Annotated in this window: 21 protein-coding genes; 5 read left to right on the top strand and 16 right to left on the bottom strand. The window is 49.7% G+C overall.

Features of this window, described 5'->3' with window-relative positions:
• Positions 1-8: 8 nt before the first annotated feature.
• The 4 genes from P1U47_RS01225 to P1U47_RS01210 form a co-directional block, all read right to left on the bottom strand.
• Positions 9-998 carry an alpha/beta fold hydrolase gene (locus tag P1U47_RS01225; protein ID WP_301026692.1) on the bottom strand — a complete coding sequence of 330 codons (990 nt, stop codon included), beginning with the start codon at positions 996-998 and terminating at the stop codon, positions 9-11.
• On the bottom strand, positions 995-1,861 hold the full coding sequence (locus tag P1U47_RS01220) for a metal-dependent hydrolase (RefSeq protein WP_301026691.1): 867 nt from the start codon (positions 1,859-1,861) through the stop codon (positions 995-997). Before P1U47_RS01220 ends, P1U47_RS01225 begins: the two co-directional genes overlap by 4 nt.
• Positions 1,862-2,034: 173 nt before the next feature.
• Positions 2,035-2,697 (bottom strand): START domain-containing protein, encoded by a 663-nt coding sequence (locus tag P1U47_RS01215; RefSeq protein WP_301026690.1) that lies wholly within the window; start codon positions 2,695-2,697, stop codon positions 2,035-2,037.
• Between the two features lie 62 nt (positions 2,698-2,759).
• Entirely contained in the window at positions 2,760-5,234 is a 2,475-nt protein-coding gene (locus P1U47_RS01210) for a TonB-dependent receptor (RefSeq protein ID WP_301026689.1), read from the bottom strand.
• Between the two features lie 259 nt (positions 5,235-5,493).
• Between P1U47_RS01210 and P1U47_RS01205 the strand changes: the two genes are divergently transcribed.
• A complete protein-coding gene (locus tag P1U47_RS01205; protein ID WP_301026688.1) occupies positions 5,494-6,327 on the top strand; it encodes a MerR family transcriptional regulator in 834 nt (277 codons plus the stop codon).
• Here P1U47_RS01205 and ung read toward each other — a convergent pair.
• Positions 6,317-7,024, bottom strand: coding sequence for a uracil-DNA glycosylase (gene ung, locus P1U47_RS01200; RefSeq protein ID WP_301026687.1), 708 nt, complete (start codon positions 7,022-7,024; stop codon positions 6,317-6,319). The two genes, P1U47_RS01205 and ung, sit on opposite strands and share 11 nt — an antisense overlap.
• A gap of 327 nt (positions 7,025-7,351) precedes the next feature.
• Between ung and P1U47_RS01195 the strand changes: the two genes are divergently transcribed.
• From P1U47_RS01195 to P1U47_RS01180, 4 genes are all read left to right on the top strand, one after another.
• Complete coding sequence (locus P1U47_RS01195; protein WP_301026686.1) at positions 7,352-8,095, top strand: DUF1499 domain-containing protein; 744 nt, start codon at positions 7,352-7,354, stop codon at positions 8,093-8,095.
• Between the two features lie 124 nt (positions 8,096-8,219).
• Positions 8,220-8,660 (top strand): hypothetical protein, encoded by a 441-nt coding sequence (locus tag P1U47_RS01190; RefSeq protein ID WP_301026685.1) that lies wholly within the window; start codon positions 8,220-8,222, stop codon positions 8,658-8,660.
• A gap of 3 nt (positions 8,661-8,663) precedes the next feature.
• On the top strand, positions 8,664-9,821 hold the full coding sequence (locus P1U47_RS01185; protein WP_301026684.1) for a hypothetical protein: 1,158 nt from the start codon (positions 8,664-8,666) through the stop codon (positions 9,819-9,821).
• Between the two features lie 2 nt (positions 9,822-9,823).
• The gene (locus P1U47_RS01180) at positions 9,824-12,664 is read left to right on the top strand and encodes a GGDEF domain-containing phosphodiesterase (RefSeq protein ID WP_301026682.1); all 2,841 of its coding nucleotides are present in this window, start codon (positions 9,824-9,826) and stop codon (positions 12,662-12,664) included.
• Between the two features lie 42 nt (positions 12,665-12,706).
• Here P1U47_RS01180 and glpK read toward each other — a convergent pair whose 3' ends face one another.
• From glpK to gspE, 11 genes are all read right to left on the bottom strand, one after another.
• A complete protein-coding gene (glpK, locus tag P1U47_RS01175) occupies positions 12,707-14,188 on the bottom strand; it encodes a glycerol kinase GlpK (RefSeq protein ID WP_301026681.1) in 1,482 nt (493 codons plus the stop codon).
• A 152-nt stretch (positions 14,189-14,340) separates the two neighbouring features.
• Positions 14,341-15,063 (bottom strand): type II secretion system protein N, encoded by a 723-nt coding sequence (gene gspN / locus P1U47_RS01170; protein ID WP_301026680.1) that lies wholly within the window; start codon positions 15,061-15,063, stop codon positions 14,341-14,343.
• Entirely contained in the window at positions 15,060-15,542 is a 483-nt protein-coding gene (gspM, locus tag P1U47_RS01165; protein ID WP_301026679.1) for a type II secretion system protein GspM, read from the bottom strand. Before gspM ends, gspN begins: the two co-directional genes overlap by 4 nt.
• Positions 15,539-16,732, bottom strand: coding sequence for a type II secretion system protein GspL (gspL, locus tag P1U47_RS01160; RefSeq protein WP_301026678.1), 1,194 nt, complete (start codon positions 16,730-16,732; stop codon positions 15,539-15,541). The genes gspM and gspL overlap by 4 nt, the downstream gene beginning before the upstream one ends.
• Complete coding sequence (gene gspK, locus P1U47_RS01155) at positions 16,729-17,748, bottom strand: type II secretion system minor pseudopilin GspK (protein ID WP_301026677.1); 1,020 nt, start codon at positions 17,746-17,748, stop codon at positions 16,729-16,731. Before gspK ends, gspL begins: the two co-directional genes overlap by 4 nt.
• On the bottom strand, positions 17,745-18,371 hold the full coding sequence (gspJ, locus tag P1U47_RS01150) for a type II secretion system minor pseudopilin GspJ (protein ID WP_301026676.1): 627 nt from the start codon (positions 18,369-18,371) through the stop codon (positions 17,745-17,747). Before gspJ ends, gspK begins: the two co-directional genes overlap by 4 nt.
• Positions 18,368-18,733 carry a type II secretion system minor pseudopilin GspI gene (gene gspI / locus P1U47_RS01145; protein WP_301026675.1) on the bottom strand — a complete coding sequence of 122 codons (366 nt, stop codon included), beginning with the start codon at positions 18,731-18,733 and terminating at the stop codon, positions 18,368-18,370. The genes gspJ and gspI overlap by 4 nt, the downstream gene beginning before the upstream one ends.
• A complete protein-coding gene (gene gspH / locus P1U47_RS01140) occupies positions 18,730-19,254 on the bottom strand; it encodes a type II secretion system minor pseudopilin GspH (protein WP_301026674.1) in 525 nt (174 codons plus the stop codon). The genes gspI and gspH overlap by 4 nt, the downstream gene beginning before the upstream one ends.
• Positions 19,229-19,696 (bottom strand): type II secretion system major pseudopilin GspG, encoded by a 468-nt coding sequence (gene gspG / locus P1U47_RS01135; protein WP_301026867.1) that lies wholly within the window; start codon positions 19,694-19,696, stop codon positions 19,229-19,231. Before gspG ends, gspH begins: the two co-directional genes overlap by 26 nt.
• A 15-nt stretch (positions 19,697-19,711) precedes the next feature.
• Entirely contained in the window at positions 19,712-20,932 is a 1,221-nt protein-coding gene (gene gspF, locus P1U47_RS01130; RefSeq protein WP_301026673.1) for a type II secretion system inner membrane protein GspF, read from the bottom strand.
• A complete protein-coding gene (gene gspE / locus P1U47_RS01125; protein ID WP_301026672.1) occupies positions 20,919-22,403 on the bottom strand; it encodes a type II secretion system ATPase GspE in 1,485 nt (494 codons plus the stop codon). Before gspE ends, gspF begins: the two co-directional genes overlap by 14 nt.

The following is a 22,403-nucleotide window of genomic DNA, read 5'->3' as shown; positions in this document are numbered from 1 at the left end:
TCTCGCTTCTAATTAGCGCGCCAAAAATCGTGCAATACTCGGGCGGTAATGCCTGGCACCTCCAACATAGGAAGGTGACCAACTGCAGGTAAAACCATGGCTTTGGCGCCTGCAATCCGTTCGCAAAACACCTCGGCACAGCTCGCATCTAACACTTGATCGGAACCTCCCCACAACACCAAAGTTGGCGCAGAGATCGATGGCAACTGGCGGTAAGTATCCGCAAAAGAGTCGACCAATTTGCAAAACAAAAAATCATTGGGTATTTTGCGTTGACTCATTACCCCGCCCATCAATAATGAAAAAAGCAGACCAAGCAAGCGCCGCTGGGGGTGCAGGACAATCGCAAATAATTGCCACGCGTCTTTAGCACGGGTCGGCGCCAAATAATTCACCCCAGCGGCAAGCCCACTTTCCAATTGGGTAAGATGTTTGCCGGGGGCGCCCACCGCATTCATTAAGCACAACTTCTCGACTAAACTTGGGTGCCGAGCTGCAACTTGCGCAGCGATTGCGCCGCCCATAGAACTACCCACGAAATGTGCACATTCAATACCTAAGCCCTTCAACCATGCGGCCACCCTGTCGGCTTGTGCAGCAAGATGGTAATCGGCACTGGGCACAAAGTCGCTTTGCCCAAAACCAGGAAGATCCGGAACCAACAGGCGGTAATTCTTAGCTAATTTACCGGTAAGAAATGCCCAATTTTCTTTATTAGAGCCAAAGCCATGCAGTAGCACCACCACCGGACCTGACAAAAGACCACCCACCCAATAATGCAATTGATGACCATCAACCTGACTATATTCCGTTTTAAGCCCAGCCTGCAGTGCAAACAATGGCAGCATACGCTGCCACAAACTGGTCCTAGAACGCCACGCCCGCACCAAAGCGGGATCCACTGTGCCTAGCGGGGTTTTGTGAAACTGTTCACTTAGCTCCTTAAACAGCACAAGCGCCGCGTCATTTTCTTCCCTTTGGGCATTAGCACCTGTCATGCTGCCGCACCCGCGACTGCGCCATAAGCATCAACTTCCGTGACCAAGGCATCGACACCTGCAAGGAAGTGGGCATTATCGTGATCCCAAGGATGAAAACCTAGTTTAAAGTAGTCGAGCCAATCGGGAATAGTACGACGCAGGACCCCCGGCGAGCCCCATAGAAAATTAATCACACCAAGCCAACCACGTAAATTAAGCGCTTGCCCCTCTTTACGCACGAGACCGACATGAAAAGGAATCACCATCAACCAAAAAATAAATGTTGCCGTTAACAGCGCAGTACAGCGCTGAATGTATGCCAATAAACCACCACCGGTTACCTGTTGAAACACATCATAGGCAACGGCTTTGTGCTCGGTTTCTTCCAGTGCATGCCACTTCCACAGCGCGGCAAACCGTGGCTCAGCGTTCTTCAGAATACGAGGCTCACTAAGCACCATATTGGCTAAAATCGCAGTTAAATGCTCAAGCGCTATTGTTCCAGCAAGTTGCGATATTTTGGGTGTAAAACGGGTAAAAAAGCCGAGTAGACGCACAACAATTCGACCGTAGCGATCTGCGGGCAGGCCTTTATCAACCAGCGCTTGGTTATACTCTTCATGCTCGCGCCCGTGCATAGCTTCTTGCCCAATAAATCCGCGCACTGATTCTTTTAATTCGGGATCTTGAATACGGCCTCGGTAGTGGCGAACACTGTCGATAAAAAATCGCTCCCCGTCCGGGAAAAAAATAGATAAGGCATTAAAAAAGTGGGTGATATGAGCACCACCAGCGTGCCAATCACCAATACGCTCTTTAGGTAGGTTAAATTCTAGATTACGACGCACGGGCTGAACTATTGTTTTGTTGCGACCTTCCATAACACACTCCCTTTTAAAACCATTTTATTATGAGACATTATATGATGCATATCATATATGCGACATCAATTAGTGTCAAGGTGTTTCTGGTTGAATATTGAGCAAATAATTAGGTGTTGAGTAAATGGCCGCTATAGCGAAATACACCACCGCGGCTATTAGAGGCGAGCTATTCAGAAGGGGTTGAAATTAGCGTATTTTGGCCGTGCCGCTTGCGTGCGCAGCGCCTTGAGCGTTTCGTAAGGGTTGTCGACAATTTGACTATTCACCAAGCCCGACGGCAAGCCACCACCCGGATCTAAATGCAGCTGAAACACCACCTTGGTCTGATTAGCGCCCAGGGGAGTCAACTCGAAAAAACCGTTAACCTCACCCATACGCACAACACCGTCAACGCTTGGCAGCGATTGCTGGGCCGCCAGTGGCAATTTATCAGCGACGACCGAACTTAACTTCACAGTTGTAACACGGCTCTGCGGGTCTTGACTGATTTCATTACGCAAAATCATCTCGCGGTCTTTGGCAGGCCATGGAAAGTCATTTTGCAGGTACTGGTAGCGATCCAATAGACTTGCTTTATAAAGCAGTTTCGGCGCCCTGCAGTTATACATCCACTGCACAAAATTAGCGGTATCATCCAATACCGCCATCAGCTGATTAAGCTCCGCCTTAATAATGGTTTCACCACGAAAAGCCTTGTAGTCCGAGCCCGCGATCACCGCAGTAAAGACCTTTATATTATCCGCGTCTTTGGCAAGTTCCCATTCGGCAGCATGAGCAACACCCGCGAAAAAAACCAAACCGAGGTATAATAAAATACTTTTTGGATTTAACATTAATTCAGCACCAATCAATTTAATTCGAGAGCAACAGCGCTGACTAGCAGCACTGCGCCAACTTACATACGATAGGTAAACTGCATAGCTATTGAGCGAGGCGGCTCTAAGAAGCCCGTATGACTAGTAGCGCCAAAAATAGTCTTAGACAAAGGCGTATCGGCGGCATAAACAATAATCACTTCGTCAGTGAGATTTTTACCAACCAGCGCCAACTCCCAGTGCTTATCTATAGCCCCAATACCCAAACGACCATTCACCTTAACAAACCCACTTTGCTCAACGCGGGGGTCTAAATTTGAAGACGGATTGTATTTGTCGGTGAATACAAAATCTAAGCCCATACCAATACCCAAGGTTTGGCTAATAGGCCTTACATAACCGATTAAAAAGGTTCCCGACCAATCGGCAACGTACTGATTACTCATACCAGTATAATCACAGTTCACACCATTATCCGATGTTGGCACTTGATCTTGCCGGCACTGACCATTTTCAAAATCAGTAAATTCAAAATCCATTACCGCAAGCGCGCCGCCCAAACTCAAATAATCTGTTAGTTGCCAGCGACCATCCACTTCTAGCCCCATGGTTACGGCCTCTTTGGCGTTACCCACATTAAAGCCGAGGGTTCCGTCAAAAATACTAATCTGCAGATTTTGGTACTGGGTATAAAATGCCGCAATATTTATCTCAGCCGCACCATCGAGCAATCCCGTTTTCAAACCCAATTCTAAACTCGTTGCCTCTTCTTCCTCATATTCAAAAGTGCCTATTAAGACGCTCTGATTTGCAACTACCGCACCGGGATTTCGCGCAGTGGGCTCTGCACTGGGCGACATATTTGAGCGCGCATCAAAGCCCCCCGCCTTAACGCCTTTGGTAGCGGTAAAGTAAGCCATGCCGTCTGGAGAATAATCCCACTGAAAATTCAATAAGGGCGAAAATGACCTTTCTGTGCGCTTGCCGCGCAGGTCGTGCCGTTCAGCTGAAAAGGTTATACCGGCCACAGTATCAACTTCGCCCGCGGGCAGAGAATTTCCGTCTAGATCTGCCAAATCCAGCTTGCGGCGACCGGTCTTTTTCTCAAGCGTTTCGCGACCACCCAAGGTCATGCGCCAATCATCACCAAAATGAAACGTCGCCTGTAAAAACGCCGAAAAAATATTAGAGGTGCTTAAAAATGTTCGGGGTGCGGTAATATTTTCCACCGCATTGCCAGCATCACCAATACCGAGAATCTCAGCAGGCGAACCACCTAGCGGATTAGGGTCAATATCACCTCGAGCACCAGCTTCTAGATAGTCTGCAGCATTAAGTAGTTGAACAACCACATCAGAATCTTGTATCAGTTTGTCGCGAAAATCGAGTTCATTGCGCTGCAAATAAATACCACCAATATATTCAATATTTTCACCCGCTGGCGAAACCCAACGTAACTCCTGACTCAGCTGAGAATAATCTTCAGCCAACTCAAGCTTGAATAATTCAGCCGGCGTGGCATCGCAATCACAGAGATCATTGTACTCATAATGCAGATAGCCGGTAATTGCCGTAAATTCGTGACCAGCCTCAGTAATATTGCTTAGGTTTAATGTTAAATTGGTGGTGTCATTATTACTGTAATTACCATTAGTGGCCGTTCTATAATCCTGATAATTATTGCGAACTGACTCGTCGGTATCCACATTAACAACACCAGGAAACTGGCTATTATCTAAAATTTCTGCCTCTGTGCGCCCAGTAAACAAAAACACACCTGATGTCGAGGGCTCATCATTAATTATCTCACCTTGGCGACCTAGCGAGTCAAAACTTCCAAGCTCAATTTTCAATGCAACTTTCGTAGCCTCCGACGCCTGCCAATTAATCTTTAAGCGATAGGTTTCCTGATCGTATTGCGGGCCATCTATATTTTGGAATAAATCCTCCATAAAACCGCCGTAGTTTCGAACACGCGCAGCGAAGCGCATACCCACATTGTCAGTCAATGGACCAGACAACATTAGGTCGTATACTTTTTCATCAAAGCTGGGTTCGTACAACGTCGACAATAACCCTTCAAAATACTCGCTCGCGTCTGCGGTAATCAAATTAACCGCGCCAGCGATACTATTTTTACCGTGTAATATATTCTGCGGGCCGCGCAACACCTCAACCCTTGCCAAATCAAGAAAGGGCGCCCGAGCCAGCTGTGCACGACCATAGTAAATGCCGTCAACATACATCCCAACCGATTGCTCAAAACCCTGATTCATCCCGGTGCCAATACCCCGAATATAAATATCAGTGCTAATACCACTCTCGGTAACGGTTAAATTGGGAACATATGCCTGCAAATCCTCCATGCGATTAATGCCAGCTTCCATCATTTTGTCGCCACCAATCGCACTTACCGACACAGGGACATCTTGCAAGCTTTGAGTACGGTGCTGGGCCGTAACTACAACCTCTTCTAACATTGCCCCATTCACTAGCGATGGCAAAGTAAATGCAATAAACGGCCAGCACACTGCTGAGATGGCGCGAGCACTCATACACAAACCTCTAATCAATTATTCTTATAAGACGCAATTTTATGTAACATTAATTAATGGAACAATAATATTAGACTATAATTGGGTCAAGCTTTTTGTTTACACTGACACCATTAACGCCCTGTAACATTGGCTGATTCGACATATTAACGATGTCAATCACCCCACTAATTGCAATTGGCGCAGGCTTTAGTGAGAATCAAAGCCCTCAACAATCATTTGCAGCCCCACCACTGCGGAGACGGCAATAGCAACGACAATGAAATTCCCCGAAGAAACCATCACAACCATGGCACAGCTCCTGCCTCAGGTTAGCCCTATTGCCGAGACAAGCCCCGAACCGGAAGCGCAGCGCGACTATTCGGTTGAAGAATTAGCTATTGCTGCCAATACCACCGTGCGCAATATACGCGCTTACCAAGACCGCGGCGTACTACCTCCCCCAGCATTAAATGGCCGCAAGGGGGTATATAACAACCAGCATTTATCGCGATTGCGCCTCATTGCCAATTTACTAGACAGAGGCTATACCCTGTCTTCTATTCGGGAATTACTCGCCGCCTTAGAAGAAGGTGTAGGTCTTAGTGAAATACTGGGCATAGAAACCGCGGTTAACTCGCCTTGGACCAATGAAGCGCCAACTACCTTAGCCATGACTGAACTCGCCAAGATGTTTGGTACCAAACTCACCCCGTCGGCGATTAAAAGTGCCCACGACCTCGGCTTATTCAGCGTCTCTGGCACTCAAATGCGCATTTCGAGCATGAGCACCCTTAAAGTTGCCGAGGAGCTCTGCGCCACCGGTATTCCACTAGATGAATTATTGGATATATTGCGAATGATGCGGGGAAATGTACAAAGGGTTGCCGATGAGTTTGTTAAGTTGGTTTCCCAACACGTACTGGAACCCTACGCAGAGCAGAAATTGCCACCAAAGGAAGAACTTCCTAAAATTGCCGAGCTAATCTGGCGTCTTAGGCCACTCGCCGAAAAAGTCGTCGATGCCGAGCTTGGTCGCGCAATGGAAATTGCCGCAAGCCGCTTTTTGGCCGACACCTTGGAAGCCATTATGGTGGATATGCCTAAGGAGTAAGCTGAAACTCGGGCTCAGATGGTTGCATGAGCTGCCAGTCTATCGGCTGTACGCCATTGCTGACCAAGTAAGCATTAGCCGCCGAAAAATGGCCGCAGCCCAGAAAGCCCCGATGAGCAGACAAGGGCGAGGGATGCGGAGCTTGCAACACCAAGTGACGCTGGGCGTTTATATTCGCGCCTTTCTTTTGCGCCTGAGCACCCCACAGCATAAATACCACCCTCTCGCGCTCGGTATTTATGGCTTCGATAACCGCATCAGTAAAATGCTCCCAGCCGCGATTTTGATGAGCGCCCGCCTGCCCCTCTTCTACAGTAAGCACGGTATTAAGCAGTAACACCCCCTGCGCAGCCCAGCTTTCTAAACACCCGTGCATGGGTATTGGCATTTTAAGATCACGCTCAAGCTCCTTGTAAATATTCTTTAACGACGGCGGAATTTTCACGTTCGGCAACACCGAAAAGCACAAACCATGAGCTTGGCCCACCGCGTGATACGGATCTTGCCCAAGAATTACCACCTTAACGTCGGCAAACCGAGTTTGCGATAGAGCCGAAAACCATAGCGATTTCGGCGGCAATACCTTGGCCCCAGCCTCTTCACGCTCCTGTAAAAAGCGCATTAAGGCCTTAAAGTAACTGGCGTTAAATTCGTCACCAAGCTGCATTCGCCAAGATGTATCCAACTGCTCTACCATGATTTACCACTTTTTAAACACTTGTTAGCATGCATATTAAACACAATACAACCACTCTCCCGCATTATATGCACCACTCTTGAAAACTTCATAACTGGCTAAGCTGTAACACCTTATTTGTGTCCCCTTTTACCAACTCACTTCACGCAAAATAGACATTCATCGCCAGCATATGACTTAATGGCTGTGTTTTGCGTCAGATTCCGTCAGTTTGTCAATTAAAGCCCGCACTAAAGATACCCACCTAGGTATAATCAACACCTACTAAATAAATAGCAACATCCTGTTACCCTTTGATAAGATTACAAAAACAGCATCGGTATCAGTATGAGTATTCCCAGCCTTACCCTCAATCTTGCAGTTATATCGCTTCTGCTTCTCGGCTTCAGTACCGCCACCGTTCGCTACGAACTGATTAACTATCAAATTGGCTTAACCCTCTTTAGTTTTGCGGGCTTACTCAGCCTGATTAGTATCGGTGCTTCAGCGCTATTTACCCGCCGCACCACAAGCGTGCAAGGCCGCCGCAAATTAAATAGCGCTGCCTTTATCGCCTTACCAGCAATTCTGTTTCTTAGCCTTAGCTTATTTCGCGGGGCTGGTGCACCACTAATAAATGACGTCAGCACCAACACCCAGCAGCCTCCAAAATTTCTTAAAGCGCCCGATTTACGCGGCCCAGCGGATAACAGTCTCACTTACATGGGTACGAATATAGCACTCCAAGAGCAGGCCTACCCCCACATAAAAACCTACCAAAGCCCTTTATCTCTAGTCGAATCGCAAAATCTAAGTTTTAAAATTGCTAGCGAAATGGGATGGCTGGTCTATTATCAACAGAAAGGGCATATTGAAGCGCAAACTCGCAGCTTTTGGTTTGGTTTTATCGATGACATTGTCATCCAAATACAAGCTAACGATGCCGGAGCGCTCATCGACTTGCGGTCTGCGTCTCGGCTTGGTAAGGGAGACTTCGGCGCAAATGCACAACGAATTACTGCCTTTTTGGAAACATTCAGCCTAAATGAGCAAACTGACATCGCCAAAGCAGCAACGCCAACACAATTCTAAACGTGGCAGACATATGACGGATGCACTCGTCACAGGACGATTAGTGAAGACACGGAATTTAGCAAAATTCAGCACCCGCTTTTGGCTAACAAAATTTTCCCTAGGCGCTTGCCTGGGATTTTTGATGCTCAGCGCAAGCAATGCCGAGGTATTCCATACCGCGTTAAACGACAGCGGCGTAGTGGTGCTAACCAATACTGATGTGCAAAGCGGCGAACTCAGCACCAGTAACCTCCGCGCTATTTTCACCATTCGCAAGCGGAGCTGGGACGACAAAACGCCGATTAAAGTTTTTGTACTACCCGACCAAAATCCGCTGCATCAACAATTTTGCAAATCGATACTCAAAATTTACCCTTATGTGCTGCGCGAACAATGGGATCGGCTCATTTTCAGCGGTACCGGCATCCCGCCAACCGTAGTGAATAGCGAACAACAATTACTGCAAATGATCGAATCCACACCCGGCGCCATTGGCTACGCTTCCACAAGCATTTCCGAGTCCGCCACAATCCCCAATACTTCCGCCAATCTGTTCGTTCTTCGAACTAGCAGCGAGCAATAAATAATGCCTTATTCAATCAAAAGCTCATACCAACGCGCAATACTCAGCCTATATATGCTGGGTATTGCCAGCCTAAGTCAGGCGACAGACATCGACGACCTACAATTTCACGGCTTTTTCTCTCAAGCCTATATATTAAGTGACGGCAATAATTTTTACGGCGACAGCCAGCACGGCAGCACAGACTATATGGAAGCTGCTATCAACAGCACTTGGCGGGTCACACCCGCTCTAAACTTTGCAGGGCAAATACTCAGCCGCGATGCCGGCAATACCGACAATGGCGACCTCAAGATTGACTTTCTTTTTGCCGACATCAAAGCCGTAGAAAACGATATGTCTGGCCTCGGTTTTAGATTGGGCCGTGTGCGCAACGCCTTTGGTTTTTATAATGACACCAGAGACGTTATATTTACTCGCCCAAGTATTCTTATGCCCCAAGCCGTCTATTTCGAAGGTAATGGTCTGCGGGAGTTGCTCTTTTCTGCCGACGGCGCCCAGCTTTATAGCTATTGGGATGCCGACGAGAACTCTACGGCGCTCACCCTCACCATGGGCAGGTCAAAAAGCCTGTCTGCAGATGTCATCAAAAATATATTTGGCCAAAGCTCGTTTATTATTCACAAAGGCGAATTACGAAACCCAATTTTTGCCCAAATACAGCATTCGCGAAATGGCGGCGACAGCAAGTTTGCCATATCAATGCTAAACGTAAATTTGGCCATGGAGTCTACTATTGCGGCCCTTGGCGAACTAAGCCTTGATGCCAATGGCTATGTACTCTCGGCGCAGAAAAACCTCGCAATGTGGACCTTTACCAGCGAATACAGTTTAATCACTGCGGAATACAAAACTGGCCCAAGTACCCAAATTCAGGATATCGAAGCCGCATACGTACAGGCCCAGTATCGTATGACGCCCAATATCACCCTAACTGGCCGCTATGAAATGAGCGTGCTTGATCGCGACCACCGCAGTGAAACAGACAGCCACAATTTATTGTTTGGTGTACGCTGGACCCCTGCCGCCAACTGGATTGTGGATGCCGATATCTACGGCATCAGGGGTGTGTCAGGTATTCCGGGAATCGACAACCTTGACAATTTACCTCTCGCTGAGCGAACTGAGATTTTTGCCGTTATGGTAGGGTATCGATTCTAAACGTGAAAAAAATTAAACAACTTATAAATCCAGCTTCAGGCACTAAAAGCTCGCCAGTAAAGCTAGGCTTACAGCGCAAACTTAGCGCGGTGCTATTTCTAGCGGTGGCGATTGTTATGGGCGCGCGCGGCTATTTAAACTACGTACAAACCGTGCACGCCCACCGCTCCGCGGTTGCGGAAAACTTGGATCAACTAGAAGAAACCTTTAACGCTATTAGTGACCGCTCTAGTAAAGAGCTATTCCGCTTAGCCGACCAATATCCAATCCCCAGCGAAAAGGAAATTGCCGACGGTATTAACACCCCACCCTCTTTGCTCTCTGGTATTGAATCAATTTACTACCTCACTGCCAAAGGCGATATTTTAAGCACCTCAATTCAAGACGGCTCAACAATAAAGCCAAGCATGGCGCAAATTAATCATGCGGTGACCTCATTGAATCGCAACCACCGACCTATCGCCACGTTAAGCTGTAGCCAGCATTGCTTTCAAAGTGTTTTTATTCCAATTATTACTAATGATGGCCGCGAACTGGTTATCAATATCAACCGCTCCGCAACGCTGCTTATTCAAGATTTTTTCGAAATCACCCGTGCTGACATTGCTCTATTAACAATGACCCAACTCGGCGAGTCACTCGCATTAGAAGAACTTATTGCCGCCAGCCATGCCAACAGCATCAAGGCCTTGCTAACAAATATTATAAATGTCACTGAGATTCGTCCCGGCCAAACTCACGACTTTTTTGACACCTACGCCAATAATTTTTATAGCGCCAGATTTCTACCGTTAAGCAGTGACAACAACACTGTTTATATCGCCATAATTAAAGACCAATCTCATATCCAAGCGCTAATAGTTCAGGCCATAAAAGATATCTTTTTCTCTACTTTAATTACGCTTTCGCTAATCATCATTGTTATTAGTCTGATTCTAAAGCCCTCACTTGATCGACTGATGCGGCTAGCCAAAATTCTACCTATGCTTCCAGACGGACAGTTCAAAGAGGCCAAGAGTCTAATCAACCAACGACACTCCCGAGAAAAATACTCCGATGAAATTGATATTCTCCAAGACACCATCGGCGATGTGATTGAATCATTAGAAAGAATGGACGCCAGTGTCAACAAGCACCGCGACGAGCTAAAGTCAAAAATTGAAGCCCTTACCGAGGCGAAATTTTTTACCGAAATGCTGCTCGATACCTCACCACTGGCAGTCATTATCCACGACAGCGCTGGCAATATTCGCAACATCAACAAAATGGGCCGTGAACTAACAGGCCAAAATTTGAAGGCGCCTATTAACGCCAATATCAACACTTGGGTTAGAAACGAACATCAAAGTAAATCGCTGTCAGCCAGTTTACAAAGCATTACCGACACCACTGGAAAAAAAATACAGGGCCAAATGCCGTTCTTTACTGACGATGGCCGCAAGCTCTACTTTTTATGGACGCATACCTGCCTGCATGTTAATGACGAAGCCCATATATTATCGATGGGCATCGATATTACTGAGCGTAAGGAGGCAGCCGAAAGCCTACATTGGCTGGGCCAACACGACCGCATTACCGGCCTACTTAACCGCAGCAGCTTCACCGAATTAGCCAATGATTATATTGGCCGGCACCGCGACCAAGATCTAATTGAACTCGTTATGTTCGACATCGACGACTTCGCCATTTTCAACGACCGTTTTGGCTTCGACGCTGGCGACCATTTGCTAAACGATTTGGCCGCGCATTTAATGGCGGCGCTTCCCGACGGTTGCCCCCTCGCGCGTACCGGCTCCGGCGAATTTTGTGCAATCATTCATCACCCCTTGTCGTCGGGCAAAAGTGTTAAAAACCTCCACATAGAAACCTTAACTCGGTATACCTTCAGCAATAATAGTGTCAATGAAGAGATTTGTATTTCTATTGTGGTCGATAGCTACGATGAAGGTTTAAGTGGTATAGACGAACTTATCTCTAACACCACATCGACCATGACCAAAGTAAAAAGCAAGGTGCGGGGTAGTCTCTATTATGCTGCCGAGTCCGACGATACCAGCCGGGTGTCCCGCCACGAAAAATATCGCATGAAAGAACAATTACAAGCGGCATTAAGCGGCAATCGACTGGTTTTATTTTATCAACCAATTTTAGATCTAAACACCAATAGCATCAGCCACTGTGAGTGTTTAGTGCGCATGCTAGACGACGAAGGCCAATTCATTGCGCCAGCACAATTTCTTGGCATCGCAGCAGAATCAGGATTAATGCCTAAACTCGATTTTTCGGTAATGGAAAAAGCCATGCGCCAACAGCGTATGTGGGAAGATTCCGGCATAACGACTGGGCTAAGCATAAATATTACCGCGCCAACATTAGAGCAAGCCGATTTCGAAGAGCGAATGACTGAAATTTTACAAAGAACCGGTGCAAATCCCGATCGTTTAATCTTTGAAGTCGTTGAAACCGACGCACTAGAAAGCTTGAGTGCTGCCCGCAAACTATTGAATAATTTCAAGGCCGTTGGCGCAAAAATCGCCTTTGACGATTTTGGTATTGGTTTCACGTCATTTGAATACGTTAGAGAACTACCGGTTGACTACATTAAGATTGACCAGTCCTTTATTCGCTTTATTCACGAGCGAGAAAGCGATCAAGTGCTAGTTAAGTCCATGGTGGAGATGAGCCACAATCTCGGCAAAAAAGTCATTGTAGAAGGTGTTGAAAATAGACAAGCGCTAGACATCGTTCTCGACATGGGTGTGGAGTATGTACAGGGCTATTATGTGTGCCGGCCAATGCCAATTAGCGCACTAGATCTGTCGCTGCGCATTCATGACCTTTAGCAGCTCCGCTGGGCGATTTAAAAATGAATCGCCCTCGTACTACTACTGGGTACGGACTCGTGCCACGGCGTTCTTCCATCCGGTGTAACGGCGCGCTCTATCCACTTCGTTCATGACGGGGTCAAAGCCGTCGGCGTACTCCCACAGCGCCGCAATTTCTTCTAAAGATTGGTAAACCCCGAGCTGTAAACCCGCCAAATAGGCGGCGCCGAGTGCGGTAGTTTCAGTGATCATTGGCCGTTCACAGCGGCAATCCAAAATATCAGCCAGACGCTGAACCACCCAGTTATTGGCTACCATGCCGCCGTCCACCCGCAGGGTCGCAAAGTCTGCGCCATCGCCGCGCATCGCTTCTAGTAAATCACGGGTTTGGTAACACACCGATTCCAAGGTTGCTCTGGCGATATGCGCAATACCCGTGTCGCGAGTGAGCCCAAATATACCGCCCCTCGCGTCTGGGTCCCAATATGGCGCGCCCAAGCCGGTAAAGGCCGGCACCATGTACACGCCATTAGAACTGGCCACGCTTTCGGCCAGCGCTTGTGTTTCCGACGCAGAGCCTATTAAGTGCAGTCCGTCTCGCAGCCACTGCACCGCCGCGCCAGCCACGAAAATACTGCCCTCTAAGGCGTAAGTAACCTCACCCTTGATTCTGTAGGCTACCGTGGTTAGCAGGCGGTGTTTCGACGCTAAGGCTTCAGCACCCGTGTTCAACACCACAAAACAACCGGTACCGTAAGTGCTCTTCACCATGCCCGGTTTAAAACAGGCCTGGCCCACCGTTGCCGCCTGCTGATCACCGATCAAGGCGCAAATCGGGGTTTCTTCGCCAAACCACTGAGGGTCGCAGCGACCAAAGTCATCGCAGCTATTTTTTACTTCAGGCAATAGTGCACGAGGAATTTTAAACAAACCCAGTAATTCATCGTCCCATTCTTGGCGATGAATATTAAACAATAAGGTCCGCGACGCATTCGTTGCATCTGTGGCGTGTTCGGCACCGCTTGTTAAACGCCACAGCAAAAAGCTGTCGATAGTGCCAAAGGCCAACTCGCCCGCTTCCGCGCGCTGCCGAGCACCGGCCACATTATCTAAAATCCACGTTAGTTTGGTTGCGGAAAAGTAGGGATCTAATAATAAACCGCTGCGCTGGGCAACCAGCTCCTCGAGGCCCTGTGCTTTTAGCTCCGCACACTGACTGGCAGTGCGGCGATCCTGCCAGACAATGGCGGGGTAGATTGCCGCGCCGGTTTCCCGATCCCACACTACGGTGGTCTCGCGCTGATTGGTGATGCCAATACCGGAAATATCAGCAGCGCTAAGACCCGCTGCGGCGATCGCCGCCTTGCAGCTACTCAGGGTGGTTTGCCATATCTCTTCAGGGTCGTGCTCCACCCACGCATCCTGTGGGTAATGCTGACTAAACTCCTGCTGACCAACTCCGCAAATTCCGCCGCGCGCATTAAATACAATCGCCCGCGAACTCGTCGTGCCCTGATCAATTGCCAGTATATAAGTATCCATATTTCATCCGATGCTTTGTGTACTTTTACAGCGACAATAATGGCAGAGCCTCCCCCGCGAGACCAGTCCAAACGCTACACAGCGCGAGACTGCAATTGCCGAAAGAACTTAATTTATAGATTCATCCATGACTTAACGAGGCTATTAACAATTTAAAAACGCAATACAAAATCGGTTTTATTGCGCGGCGCACCCAAAAATTGGCTTAAGCTTTTATACAACAAACTTGCTGGCGCTGGCGTTAACATTAGCTGCCCTTTGAGACGGCCATTGTTCATTAGCTGGACCTTGCCCCGCACCCGTGTAGGGTTATTTTCATCAACCACCGCGACAAGTAGGCCATTCTCACAATTTAAGGCCGCCGCTACGGGCGCAATATCACTAATACCATCGATATCACCAAGCAGCGACGCCAAGGTAAACGTACCGCTTATATCCACACAGCCGGTATTGGTGATGCTGGCCTCCGCTAACTCGACACTCAGGCCGCCGTCAAAACCCATACTGGGTAAATTGGCTACCGCCATCAACTCGGCAATACCGCCCTGCGCCAATACATTGCGCAAACGCAGCGTATTATTACCGCCGACGCCAAGCTCGGCATGGCCTTTAACTGGGCCAGCAACGTCGATCGCCAATGGCACACCACGAAATATACCCAGCAATGACAAATGCCAGTGCAAGTCGGTTACCGTAATATCGCCATATTTAGCCGTATCTACTCTGCCCCGCCACACACTGCCGCTAACGCTGCCCAGTTGTAGCTGAGGTAGTTTTTTAAGGGCAAAGTCAGTGACTAACCACGCGGGGCTCGCCATTAATAGGCACAACAGAAAGAACAGGCCGCCACAGACAATCCACAGTGAACGCCTCATCCCTCACTCCCTACTGATGCCCGCAAAGAAACATTGCCTGGCACATCTAACAAACTCATATTTACCGAATACACGGTCATTCCCGACACTGATAAAGCCTCAATTAAACGCACGGCACTACTGTAATCGGTGTTGGCAACCCACAAGCTATAACGCCCAGAAGACTGCGGTTCAATGCGATTCACATTAATTGCCAATGCTGCTGCCGCGCCAGTAATTTGCTGCTGTGGAGACCCCGCCCCCGAGCTAGCCTGCGGCACTCGGCCCCGCACCATTTGAAATTGCTCGGCCGCTTGCTGCATCCACACGTAGGCACTACGGCGTTGTTCGACCCGCGATTCAGCACTGCTACGCGCCTTTAACAGCGGCTGCCACAGTAGCAACCACACCATTAACGGTATCGCCACCACTACGCCAGCAATCAAAATAATGCGCTCGCGCTCTGAGCGGCCTTCAAGTAATTGATTTAGCGCTTTCATTGGCTGGCACCTCGGATACTAATCTGCCCCGCGATACCTTCATCCTGTTGTCCAAAGGCGCCGCGCTCCACACTCAGGCCTTGCGCCTTTAAGCTGGCTAACCATTGGTCAATCGCTTCATAAGAAGCGGCTTTAAGCATCAATTTCATCACCGCGGGATCATTTTCATAATTCAATTGGGTCAGCGTAACCCCCGGCTTGAGCTTGCTGGTGGCCGCCACTTTGGCTAACCACGGCAGCATGTTGCCGTTGCTGCCACCCTTCTCAAGGGCATTTAATTGGCTGCGCATTTGGCTCCGTGCGTTTACTACTCTGGCACCGGGGAAGGTCTGCTGGTAAACCGTGTCCATACCTTGATTTAAGACATCAGCCTCGCGGTTAAAGTTGTACGTTTGCAGTCCCAAACTCAGCCAGTGCAATCCAAGTAAAGCCCCCGCCAATATTAACGGCCAACGCAAGCGGCCCAGCGCCTCGCCACTCTCGTCACGAAGAATATAAGGGCCGCTCAACAACGACAGCGGCCACGCTTGGAAGCCCTGCGCAAAGGCCTGCAACCGAGTTTTACTGCGTTCAACAATATGGTCGCCCGCCGCCAGCGCACTCTCGTCACAATCGCCGACACAATAAACCCGCAGAGGCTCAACACTAAGCTCCTCACCGAGCACTTGCTGCCACACTGGAAAATTGGCACTGTGCATACTTGCAGGCTGGCCATGGATATTCGCTGCCACGGTCTCCTCGTCGATCACCACAGTATTGGCAGGCAATACCGCATAATCGGGCAACAGGGCCTTAACCCGTAAACCGCTGAGGCGGAGGGTGTCCAAACAGCTTTGCACCAAATTGCGATCGGCAATTAATACGCTGCTGGCTTGTCTCGCCACTAAGGTGCCCGCGGCAATATGCACGTCGTCAAGATCGGCACACAATTTATCTTCTAGCTGAAACGGCAAGGCAGTCATACCGACTCGTCCGCCCTTAGGCAGAACCACCTTATGCGCGCTGATCGCTGTGCCCGGCAACAAGGCATAACACGGCACCGCGCCACAGCTCTCAGCCAAGCTGGGCAACTCGCCGCTATTGGCTAATACGCCTTCGGCTATCACGCAGTGACGTTCACTGTCCCAATGCAGCCACGGCACTGTAGCCTCTAAATCGAGGGGTAAATCGAGTAACAACAGCGCGCTCAAAAAACTTCTCCATACTCACGGGCATAGACAACTGCCTTGCCATTTTTTAATACCATTCGACTGTACAAATGCAGCTGACGCTGCTCGTAAAAAACATCGGCCAGCCCTTTAAAATACCGCGAAGTTACGCCCAAGCCCTGCAAAAACACAGTCGGCAATGGCTCCTCCGCAGACAAACCCAGCTCGCTAACAAAGCTGGCAACATCTGACCAGCCCTGCTCTGGGCGGCGTTCTAACACTGCCTTTATCGCCTCAACACTCAACACATTACCTACCGCTGCAGCCATTAATGGCGCTTGCGCCGTTGTTACCGTATTAATATTCAATACAGTGTTCGCCTCGGGTAATGCGCAGAGATAAGGGGCTATACGCGCCTGTTCATCATCTTCAAACTCGGCGAACAAACCAAGCTCACTAGTGGAGTCTATCAAATTATTTGGCGGCAAATAGGGGTAGTCTTTAGCGGTATAAGTTAAGTCCTCTGCCCCGTATATTCCCTCTGGCGAAAAATCCTCATCAATCCAATCTTGAGTGCGGCCAATAATAAACTCCGCGCGTTGAGGTGAAATTTCCAAGTTTGTTAACAAGCCCGTAAAGACCCTTTCCGCCGTAGTTAATTCAGTGCTATCGCCACTGTCTGAGGCCTGCTTATACAGTGAATTAATATTAAAACAGGCCTGTTCATCACTTATTAAACCCGCAATAGAACCGCCATCAATAGGAAAAACAATATCTTTGCGCGCCCAATCTTGGCCAAGGTTAACCACTGTTTCGCCAGCGATATCTTCGAGAGCAAAAACCGCAATTCGCTCGCCACCCAGCGCATACCAATAGGCCTGATCCATAATCCGCTGATTTAACAAGCGCTGACTGCTATAGCGTACGCCGTCAATGAGGCCCACCGCCACTACCACCATCACCGCCACAATCAGCAGTACCATCATGAGCGCGGCGCCGCGCTGACCTTTACGAGCCAACGCTGCCGGTTTACGTTGCTTAGCCGTTTGGCGAATCACAGTAATGACTCCGGCAGCAGTACATTTAGGCGAATATCTGGCCACGAACCCACGCTACTGATTAAGCGCAGCGCTTTGGGCTGAGTGGCATTAATCTGAGTGCTCGGCGGCCAGAAGGTCGACCAACGCTCGCCGTCATACAATTCCACCACAAAACTGGACACATCATTTAATAAGACCTGCCGCTGCCAGTGGGTGTTGCCGGCAGGATCGGCTACCCCGGCGCTGTAGCGTATTAACTCTTTCTCTTCCTTTACATAACGCACCCGCTCCAAGGTGCTGCCCAGACCTCGCCCTGGCAATACTCGTCGCCCACCGTGCACAAATTCCAGTTCACTGTCTTCGCCGATCTGTTCGGCTACAAGATTAGCGGGCAACACATCGCCCTGCTCATCGCGGGGTATACGCTGACTAATTTGCTCTATATCACGGCGGAAAATTGTTAACGCCAGTGCCAGACGTTCTAATTTCTGCTGCCGCTGTTCAATATGCGCCTGATTTTCAAGGGAGCTATTTAGCAATAGTGAACCCGCGGTACCGAGTAAGGCCATAATACCGATGGCAATGAGAAGCTCGACTAGGGTGAAACCACTCTGCGGCCGCGATGCAGTTTGCATCTTCATTTACGTAAAAACGCCGAGCGCGTGGCAAGCACATCGCTGGAGGTTTGCAGGCTAACACTGATATCCACGCGCCGGATACTTGGATGCGGCGTTTGCTCCACACTGCGCTGCCATTTAAAATCAAATCCCGCCATGCTTTCCTTACCGCTATTATTATTGCCGTAGCCGTCACGCAGAATATCAATTAACACATTACCAGCAACTAAATCGGCAAACTGCCGCTCTTCCAGCGCGCCAATATTGCGGGCGCTCTCGGTGAGACTTTTGGTTAGGGTCACGGCGGCTGTGGCAAAAATCATCAGTGCCACCATAATTTCGAGGAGGGTAAACCCTTTTTGCCGGCGCCGAGACATTAGGCTCATGGCTGCTCAACCGTCAACTGCTCGTCAAACGCCAAAGATTCGGCACCACTGGTAGATAGCCGCCACTCAAAGGGCGATATTTGGCCGTCAGACAGAAACACCAACTGTGGGTTAGTTTGTTGCTCACTGGCGTTTTCATCAAGGCGGGAGGGTTTACCAATATCTTCACTCACCACTTCCCCGCCCACACTCAGTTCGGTTTGCACGCGTTCATCGAGCTCAATATTCTTAGCCAGTACGCCCTGCACAATTTTTTGCCAACCGTCGGCGGTGAGTACATAGAATTCGCCGCGCTGCCGCTGCCATAGCAGCCCTAAACTGTGACCGCTAAATACCGCCTCGGCGCGCGCGCTGCGCAAACTGCCAATCAATTTAAAGCGCTGCTTTTGCAAGAGGGCACCGCCGTCACTAGAGGGTAAAGTCAGCGCAGCCACACCACTCAACAAGCCAATGATAAAAATAACCACCATTAACTCAAGTAGTGAAAACCCCGCCTCACTCCTGCCAGTTGACGATGTCACGGGCGAGATCTTCTCCACCTTCTTCCCCATCAGCGCCGGTAGAATACAAATCGAATGGCCCGTGCTCACCCGGCTGGATATACACATAGGGCGTTCCCCAAGGGTCTTCGGGCAAGCGTTTTATATAGCCATCGCTGCGATAATTTTTTGGTTGGTTGCCGGTCTCAGGCTTTTTCACCAGCGCCTGTAAGCCCTGATTGGTACTGGGGTATACGTGGTTGTCGAGTTTATACATATCCAAAGCCTGCTCTAGCACCGATATATCAGCCCGCGCTTTTTCGACCATGGCGCGATCTTGGTTTTGCAAAACATTGGGGGCAACCACCGCAACCAATAAGCCCAAAATCACGATAACAACCATGATTTCAAGTAGCGTAAAACCCGACTGCCGACGCTGCTTAGCACCGCACGCCACGTTTCGATTTGCTTTTACCTTCAATATGTCCACAACTAGCTCCTAAAACTGTGTCAAATTATTTAGCTGTAATATCGGCAGCATTATCGCTAAAACAATCGATAAAACCACGCCACCCAATACCACTATCAGCAGCGGCTCAAACAAGCTGACGAACATCTGCACCCGCGCCTGTAACTCTCGCTCTAAATTAGTAGCCGCGCGCTGGGTCATTGCCTCCATCTCACCACTCGCTTCACCGCTGGCAATCATATAAATCGCCAGCGCTGGAAGCTGCGCTTCATCCTGAAGACTGCGGCTAAAACTTTTGCCCTCGCGCACCTGCTCGCGCACCAGTGCCATACTCTTTTTTAAGTGAGTATTACTTAGGGTGTCGCAAGCAACTTTTAAGGTCTCTAAAAATGGCACCCCAGACGACATTAATATCGCGAGGGTCCGCAACATTCTGGCGGCGTCTAACTCCAGCATTAGCAAGCCCCACAACGGCAGCTTTAATATAGCGCGGTCGGCCTGCAAGCGCCGCTCGGGAGAGCGCAGCCACCAGCGGCTGAAAGCCACAAGACCAACAATCCCAATTAAAATATACAGCCAGTTAGCCAGTAGACCGTCGCTCAAAGTAATCAGAACCCGAGTCAAGGTCGGCAACGCTTGGTCGTAATGGGCAAATTGCGCTGTAACCTTGGGCACCACGTAACTCATCAGTGCGCCCACCACGGCGAGGGCAACCAAACACAGCACCACCGGATATAAGGCCGCCTGCACAATCACGCCGCGCAGCTTTTGGCTGTCTTCGGTGTATTCCGCTAATTGATCGAGAATTAAACCCAGGTCACCAGATTTTTCACCGGAGCTCACCAAGGCGCGGAATACGGGATTAAATACCCGAGGATGTTCATTTAAACCGTCGGCAAGAGAGTGACCTTCCAGTACCCGCGCCCGCAAATCGAGTACAACTCGTTTTAGATATGGCTTGCGAGTGTGCTTGGCGGTGGCGGCCAGCGCCTCTTCCAAGGGAATGCCCGACTGAATCAGGGTTGCCAAATGGCGCACAAACAAGGCCAAATCGGCAATACCGACCCGCGCGCCACCAAAGGACTTGCGCGCATTATCGGCGCGGGTTTTGTCGCGGGTTTGCTTTAATTCGAGGGGAAATAGTTGCTGATCGCGCAGCATCTGCCGAGCTTGACGCCCAGAGTCGGCTTCGATCATACCCTTTTTATTGGCCCCAGCACTGTCGAGGGCACGGTACTCAAAGGCCGGCATTGCTGCCCTCGCGAACACTGCGCAATAACTCGTCAAGACTGGTTTGGCCGTCTAACACTAAGCGACGGCCCTCGCCCATCAAGGAGGGCATATGATCGCCAACCTGACGCAAAATGTCTTGCTCGCCAGCGCGATTATGAATCAGCTCGGCGACTTCGCGGTCGATAACCAACAGCTCGTAAACACCCTGACGGCCGCGGTAACCGGTTTGCTGACACTCATCGCAACCGGCGGCATTGAAAGCGTCACGCCCTTCTAAGCTCGGGTCACCCAGCAAGCGCGCCTCAGATTTATCCAGCACAATGGGATGACGGCAGCTTTGGCATAATTTTCTAACCAAGCGCTGAGCGAGTACGCCTTTCAAACTAGAGGCGATCAAATACGGTTCTACGCCGATATCGACCAAGCGCGTCACCGCGCCCACCGCGGTATTGGTGTGCAAGGTCGACAACACCAAGTGACCAGTTAAGGACGCTTGCACGGCGATCTCGGCGGTTTCTTGGTCCCGAATTTCGCCGAGCATCACCACATCGGGATCTTGACGCAAAATAGCGCGCAAGCCCCGCGCAAAGGTCATACCGACCTTAGCGTGAACCTGTGTCTGGCCAATGCCTTCAATATCGTATTCCACGGGATCTTCAACGGTGAGAATATTCCGGCGTCGATCATTGAGTGCCATCAAGCCTGCATACAAGGTCGTGGTTTTACCGGAGCCGGTTGGACCAGTAACCAAAATAATACCGTTGGGTTGCTGCAACAAATCTTTGAGGGTATCGAGGGTGCGCGGCGGCATGCCCAGCTGCTCTAGATCGATACGCGCAGCTTGTTTGTCGAGTAAGCGCATTACCACTCGCTCGCCGTAATTAGACGGTATGGTAGATACCCGCACATCCACCGAGCGGCCTGCGATTCGCAGCGACACCCGACCGTCTTGAGGCACACGCTTTTCAGCTATGTCGAGCCGTGACATGACCTTGATCCGCGACACTAACAACGGCGCCAAACGGTGACTCGGGGTTAACACCTCCTGCAAAATACCGTCGACCCGCAGCCGCACCGACATGGTTTTTTCATAGGTTTCGATGTGAATATCAGAGGCGTCCCGCTTTAGCGCTTCGCCAAACAAGGCATTAATTAAGCGAATTACCGGCGCGTCATCTTGAGCGTCGAGCAGGTCTTGGGATTCGGGTATTTCTTCAGCAAGGCGGTCTAAATCCACTTCGCTGGAAATATCACCCATCGCCGACATGGCATCGCCCTGCTGACGCTGAAAGGTCTCATTAATTTTGTCTTGCAGAAACTTCTCTTCACACAAGCTAAACAGCAAGGGCTTGGCAATAACCCGTTGCACTTCGGCAAGCGCAGCGGGTGGAGTTTGCTTGCAGCACAGCAGTGTTAATTCCCCGCTGGCGCTCTCTTCAACAAGAACGCGGTTACTGCGGGCAAAGGCATACGTTAGGGCTTGGGACAT

This window comes from Zhongshania sp. (genome assembly GCF_029212375.1).
Classification (GTDB): Bacteria; Pseudomonadota; Gammaproteobacteria; order Pseudomonadales; family Spongiibacteraceae; genus Spongiibacter.
This window is presented reverse-complemented; position numbering and strand designations above follow the sequence as displayed.